The following is a 3903-nucleotide window of genomic DNA, read 5'->3' on the forward strand; positions in this document are numbered from 1 at the left end:
AGGAGGGAGTGACCATCTCATTAAATATCCTACGCTAAGCCTGTTTTTTGTACAGGCTGCTAACTACTGAGTGTAACGTGCGGTATTTACCCTGTCCCAGCTAGAGGTTTGTTCGCCAGACGTAGTCCCCGCTGAGATTTATGTGCTCACATCCTGGCGGGGAAAGATGCGCAATATGCTGTTCATTTAGCGGGAGTCCTTTCCGCTTCAGAGAATCTATGGCTCTTTCTATATATACCGTATTCCACAGCGAGATCGCCGCAGTCAGCAATGTCAGATTACTGGCCCGGTAGCTCTTATTTTCCAGCCCCCGATCTCTGATTTCCCACAGTCGATGCATAAAGACAGCTCGCGCCAGGGCATCGCGGGCCTCACCTTTATTCAACCCTGCCTGCACCCGGCGACGCAATGAAGGATCCCGGAACCAGTCCAGCATAAACAATGACCTTTCGATGCGGCCAATCTCCCTTAATGCCTTTGCCAGACGCAGTACCTCATGCCAGAGTGCTTCAATTTCCTTAAGATTCAGACTGGTTAAGGATATGATTGACTGAAGCCCCGGATACAACTCAGCTTTCCCATGAATAAACAACCGTTTGTCATGAAGATCCCGGATACTTGACGCAAAAGCGAATCCGAGCAGATGCATTAGCGCGAAAACATGCTCAGTGAAGCCTGCGGTATCCACTCTTGAACAGACAACAGAAAACCAGCGTTGTGAAACTGAAGCGGCTGGTTTTACCATCAAACCCCAACGAATGAGTGAAGAGCATATCAGCGGTTCGGTTGCCGCCAGTGAACGCCCTGTTTTTACCAAGCTGTTTGATCGCATGGAAAATGGCAATGTGTTGATTGTCAGCAAACTTGATCGTCTCGGACGCAATGCAATCGACATCAGAAAGACAGTTGAAATGCTGGCTGATTCTGAAATTCGGGTTCACTGTCTCGCATTGGGCGGTGTGGACCTCGCCAGCCCTGCCGGAAAAATGATGATGCAGGTAATCTCGGCGGTGGCAGAATTTGAGCGTGAACTGCTCATTGAGCGCACACACTCTGGTATTGCACAGGCAAAAGCATCAGGGAAACGCTTTGGACGCCCCTCTGCATTGAATGAGGAACAAAAGTAATTAGTCCTGGAACGCCTTAGCATCGGGATAACTGTGAGTGCTTAGGCTCGTGAATTCAGCACCACACGACAAACTATTCTCAGGGTAAAATAAGCCTGTTCAGGGAGTTAGAGCGCTGCATCTTACAAAATTTTACTTTTGTATTCCTTTACGGAAACGGCGATAAAATGTCCGTCGGTGTATGATGGGTCAGATGTTAACCATATAAACCGTGAGGGTTTTACATGTCACAGCAATACACCAATGAACTGACCCCTGATGTGCTGGAACGGCTGCGTCAGCCGTGGCTGACCGATGAGTTTCTGGCAGGAGTTGATCCGCAGACGCGTCAGTCGCTCGTCGCAGAAATGGAATCAGTGTTACAGCGCGCTGTTCTCCATATTTACCGGGGGGCAACGGCTGGCAGCCTGACCCGTCATGGTGGCGTGATCCGTGAGGTATCCGGCAAAAGTACCCTTGGCGGGCATTATGCCGCGCGGGTCGGGGATAAAGTGGTGTATTCGGACGGGCGCGAGGCGACCATTATTTGTGGAGCCGGTAAAGGCCAAATGACGCAGGGGGAATCGATGGCGCTCGTGGGCAGCATGCTGGATAACGGCGATGAAATTATTTCCACGCCTCAGGGTAGTCAGATGTGTGTTTTCCGTGAGGGCGATACACTGCCTGATGGCTTTTTAACGGTGCCGGGAGGTAAACACTGATGGCGCTGGAAGGTTATTTTCTTTTCCAGGGAGATCGTACCGTCTGTGGCGGCAAAATTATCACCGGTGCTGAAGACACCCAATTTTTCGGGCGACCACAGGCGCGGGAGTCCGATAAAGTGACCTGCGGAAAACATCCCGGGATCTACCGTATCTGTGGTGGCATGGGCGACATGTACGAAGTGGGCGGAGTAAACCGCCAGCTAGCCGGCTCCATCGAAAGTTACAGTTCCTGTCCGTGTCGGGCGAAATTCATTCCGCAGGATCTGGACAACACCTACGAATATAACTGCAATGCCGGGCTGGCAGCCGAGCGTGATGAAACTGCCCGGAAGAAAAAACTGGCTGAAGAGAAAGAAAAAAAACCTGAGCCAATGCCCCTTCCCGCGCGGATTTATACCACACAGCGCATGATGGATGATTATGGCGCTAAAGACATGCACCACGGCGATCTGAGCGAGGAAGCGCTGAAAGGGCGCTTTGGCCTGACGGACGTCTCGGCGAAAGTGAACCCGTATACGCTGACCCTTTCGCCGCGGGTTGTAGCCAGTCCGTATGATGGATTTTATTCGGGCAGCCTGACGGAGAGTGCGCCGGTTGTAGTCAGCCGGGAGGAAAGCGCGCGACTGATGTTTGATGAGTTTCGTGAACTGGCGAAGGTGTTCTCCTTTCACGGTCCGTATAAGAACATCATCACTGAGATGATCAACCACATGCAGAAGAACAGCGGCACACCGTACAGCAGCCCGCTACTGGATAAGGCGCTGAAAGAGCAGATCCTGAATGACCGTTCTGGGAAAAGTTCGTTGCTGAGAATCCAAAATGTTCTAAAAGCAGCAATTAACTACGAGTATGGATTTATTCCTCTCGATAAGAAGGACAAGTTGTTTGACGAAAAGGGAAACTTTAAGGAGTTAAGTGGGGCTGTTCTGCCATAGTTTGACCATCTTATCGACCGTACTAACGGGCTGGTGATAACCGTCCATGATACCTGGTCGACGCATATCACGCTGCAGTCGCTGGAGGTGACGGGCAACAGCTACCGGGCGAAGGTGCATTACCGGATTCAAGATCACTTCGGACTTGATGATGCAGACATTCTGAACCCTGTTTTTCATCAGGGACGAATTTTCCGGACCTGGTTTGTGCTGCAGCGTTATGTGAAATACGGCTACAGGCCGTTTATCACCGAGATGAATACGACCGTGGAAATCAGCGGGAGGCGGGATGAATAAGTGGCTGATAGCGGGCGTTATTGCGGCGGCTGCCGGTGGCTTTCTGCTCTGGCAGTACCTGACGCCGGTTGATATTGTGGCAGTACATGATGGCGATACGATACTGGTCAGGCATTTTCCGTACCTGAAAAGCCGCCAGATAGCCTGGTGGGAAGCCAACAAGGATATGATTCAGGAAAAATACGGTATACCGAATAAAGGCGAAGATTATTATTACTACATATCTATTATGGATTTTGGGAATGGATATCGTACCGAGCCGAATGAAAGCTTGCTTGGGTTTATTGATGAGGTTTCTTGCTTCAATGACATACAGACAGAGAAGCGGTGTATTGATAGAAAGCCACTTTTGGATGTACGATATAGCCAGAATTATGGGCTTAAATATGAGTCGTATTAACGTAAATTTTAATGACTGAACGTTAAATCAAAAAGGATCTTTGAGATCCTTTTTTTCGCGCGTAATCTCTTGCCCTGTATACAAAAAACTGCTACCAACGGTGGTTTTTTTCCGGAATTCAGAACTACCAACTCTTTGTTCCGATGGTAACTGGCTTTCACGGAGCGCAGATACCTAAACTGTCCTTCCAGGGTAGCCGCAGTCAGGGCACCACTTCAAGAGCTCTGTAGCACCGCCTACATCATCATTACTCTGCAAACCTGTTACCAATGGTTAACGCGACTGGCGATTCGTCGTGTCTTTTAGGGCTGGACTAAAGAAAACAGTTACCTGAACAAGTGCGTTAGTCGGACTAAATGGGGAGTTCGAGCATATACGTACTTCATTCCGTCAAAACAACCTTAGGGTAGGATATTTAATGAGATGGTCACTCCCTCCTT

The 3903-nt window shown here is 49.6% G+C and carries 2 protein-coding genes and 3 pseudogenes; 4 read left to right on the forward strand and 1 reads right to left on the reverse strand.

Going from position 1 to position 3903, the window contains the following annotated elements; all coding sequences use genetic code 11:
* Positions 1-34 precede the first annotated feature (34 nt).
* Positions 35-685: pseudogene (locus HMPREF3143_RS05580) on the reverse strand (Tn3 family transposase); the annotation flags it as partial.
* Here HMPREF3143_RS05580 and HMPREF3143_RS05585 point away from each other — a divergent pair.
* The 4 genes and pseudogenes from HMPREF3143_RS05585 (at position 669) to HMPREF3143_RS05600 (ending at position 3463) form a co-directional block, all read left to right on the forward strand.
* A pseudogene (locus tag HMPREF3143_RS05585) lies at positions 669-1172 on the forward strand (recombinase family protein). The pseudogenes HMPREF3143_RS05580 and HMPREF3143_RS05585 sit on opposite strands and share 17 nt — an antisense overlap.
* A gap of 179 nt (positions 1173-1351) precedes the next feature.
* Entirely contained in the window at positions 1352-1828 is a 477-nt protein-coding gene (locus HMPREF3143_RS05590; RefSeq protein WP_045337478.1) for a PAAR domain-containing protein, read from the forward strand.
* A pseudogene (locus tag HMPREF3143_RS05595) lies at positions 1828-3063 on the forward strand (PAAR domain-containing protein). Before HMPREF3143_RS05590 ends, HMPREF3143_RS05595 begins: the two are co-directional and overlap by 1 nt.
* Positions 3056-3463, forward strand: coding sequence for a DUF943 family protein (locus HMPREF3143_RS05600; RefSeq protein WP_045337482.1), 408 nt, complete (start codon positions 3056-3058; stop codon positions 3461-3463). The pseudogene HMPREF3143_RS05595 and the gene HMPREF3143_RS05600 overlap by 8 nt, the downstream one beginning before the upstream one ends.
* The last annotated feature ends 440 nt before the right edge of the window (positions 3464-3903 follow it).

The organism is Enterobacter sp. HMSC16D10 (assembly GCF_001807145.1).
Taxonomy (GTDB): Bacteria; Pseudomonadota; Gammaproteobacteria; order Enterobacterales; family Enterobacteriaceae; genus Enterobacter; species Enterobacter roggenkampii.

Bases quoted from the DNA above. Each gene is read 5' to 3' on its own strand.
- HMPREF3143_RS05590 (WP_045337478.1), top strand. From the start codon at position 1,352: ATGTCACAGCAATACACCAATGAACTGACCCCTGATGTGCTGGAACGG.
- HMPREF3143_RS05600 (WP_045337482.1), top strand. From the start codon at position 3,056: ATGAATAAGTGGCTGATAGCGGGCGTTATTGCGGCGGCTGCCGGTGGC.